The 2,103-nt window shown below is 48.1% G+C and carries 2 protein-coding genes; both read left to right on the top strand.

From position 1 onward, the window contains the following. The first annotated feature begins 255 nt into the window (after positions 1-255). Complete coding sequence (locus VN105_RS05160) at positions 256-933, top strand: phosphonatase-like hydrolase (protein ID WP_325638598.1); 678 nt, start codon at positions 256-258, stop codon at positions 931-933. 21 nt (positions 934-954) lie between these two features. Next, positions 955-2,100: a TIGR03364 family FAD-dependent oxidoreductase gene (locus VN105_RS05155; RefSeq protein ID WP_325638596.1), complete on the top strand. Its 1,146-nt coding sequence runs from the start codon at positions 955-957 to the stop codon at positions 2,098-2,100. Positions 2,101-2,103 lie beyond the last annotated feature (3 nt).

Genomic DNA, 2,103 nt, shown 5'->3' with positions numbered 1-2,103 from the left:
ATTTCGCTGATTTTATTTTTTTTGTGTTCTAATAGTTAAGGGAGATAAAAGCGAATATATCCGCTTATATCTCCCTTAGTTTTTATAAATCCAAAAAATAAAATCAGCGAAATCAGCGAAATCATCAAAATCAGTGTTCCAAGACAATCGCCGAAGGCGATCCCTCCGCATATTAACCGCATGTTAAATGTTTATAAATGCTAAACTTAATTTTAGTAAGTGGTTATCTTTGCGGCGTATTAAATTTCAGGAACGATGGGAATACAATTAGTAGTTTTTGATATTGCGGGTACTACCCTGCATGATGAATCCAATGTGGCAAAGGTGCTGCAGCAAACAATCGGGTTGGCAGGAGTGAATGTAACGCTCGGCCAGGTGAATGAAGTGATGGGATATGCCAAACCCTATGCTATCCGCTATTTGCTGCAACAACAGGAAGACAGCCGGTACAGCGATGAAGCCTTTATTGGCGACCTGCACGGCCGTTTCGTAGCTGATATGAAAATGCATTATGCCACGCATCCGGCAGTAAGAGAAAAAGACGGGGTATCGGAAGTGTTTGCCGCGCTGAAGGCCAAAGGTATTAAAGTGGCGCTGGATACTGGTTTCGACAGGGACATCACCAACGTGATCCTGGAAAGGGTAGGCTGGCAGCAGAAAGGGCTCATAGATGCAGTAGCTACCAGCGATGAAGTACCTTTTGGCCGTCCTTATCCTTATATGATCTACCGGATCATGGAAGAACTGGAAATCCGCAGTATACAGGCCGTTGCTAAAACCGGCGATACTATTTCCGACCTGGAAGAGGGTACCAATGCAGGCTGCCGCTATGTAATAGGTGTTACCACCGGTGCATATACCCGCGAAGAACTGGCCAAAGGGCCGCATACTCACCTGGTGGCTTCACTTGATGAACTCTTGTCTATATTTTAATCATACTATCATTTTTATATCATGCAACAGCAACAGGCAGAGGTAGCGGTAATAGGCGCAGGTATAGTGGGATTGGCCATGTCGTACCACCTGGCATCAAAGGGAAAAAAAGTAGTGCTGTTTGAGCGCAACAGCAAGGCGATCAGTGCTTCCATCCGCAATTTCGGGCTGGTATGGCCCATCGGGCAAACCGCAGGTAAGATGCACAACCGCGCTATGCGCAGCCGCCGCACCTGGAAAGAACTGGCTGCTGTAACCGGCCTGCAGTGCCAGGAAACAGGATCGCTTCACCTGGCATATGAAACAGATGAACTGGCGGTGCTGGAAGAATTTGTACAGGCAGCTCCCGCTAATGGTTACAACTGCGAACTGGTTGCCCCTTCACAAATAGGAAAATATACCAGCGCTGTTAAAACAAACGGGTTGAAAGGCGCCTTGTGGAGCGCTTCCGAAATGACGGTAAACCCGCGCCAGGCCAGTGCTGCTATTGCAAAGTACCTGGAAGAACACCTGCAGGTAACGGTTCGTTTTGGTACCGCCATAAACGGTATCAGCATGCCTTATATTGAAACAAAAGACGAGCGCTGGAAAGTGGACGAGGTATTTGTGTGCAGCGGTGCGGATTTCGAAACGCTTTATCCTGCTGAGTTTGCAGCCGCTCCCCTGAAGAAATGCAAACTACAAATGATGCGCACCATTCCACAACCGGGCAACTGGCAGCTGGGACCCGCGCTCTGTGCCGGTTTAACACTGGGTCACTACGCGGCCTTTGAAAGCTGTAAAGCCCTGGAACCGCTGAAACAACGCTATGCACAGGAAATGCCGGACTATGTGAAATGGGGCATCCATCTGCTGGTTTCCCAGAATGGCGCAGGAGAGCTTACCATCGGCGACTCGCATGAATATGGTCCGGACTTCGAACCATTTGATAAGGCATTTATCAATGATCTCATTTTGCAGTACATGCATACCTTCCTGCAGGCGCCGGAGTATACCATCCAGGAACAATGGCATGGCATCTATCCAAAATTAACCAATGGAAAAACAGACCTGGTGTTCTCTCCGGAAAAAAATGTCACCATTGTAAATGGTCTTGGCGGAGCCGGTATGACGTTATCGTTTGGCCTCGCAGAAGAAGTGGTGGCGGGCATGCATACCTTTGCGTAAACT

This window comes from Chitinophaga sp. (assembly GCF_035564935.1).
Taxonomy (GTDB): Bacteria; Bacteroidota; Bacteroidia; order Chitinophagales; family Chitinophagaceae; genus Chitinophaga.
This window is presented reverse-complemented; position numbering and strand designations above follow the sequence as displayed.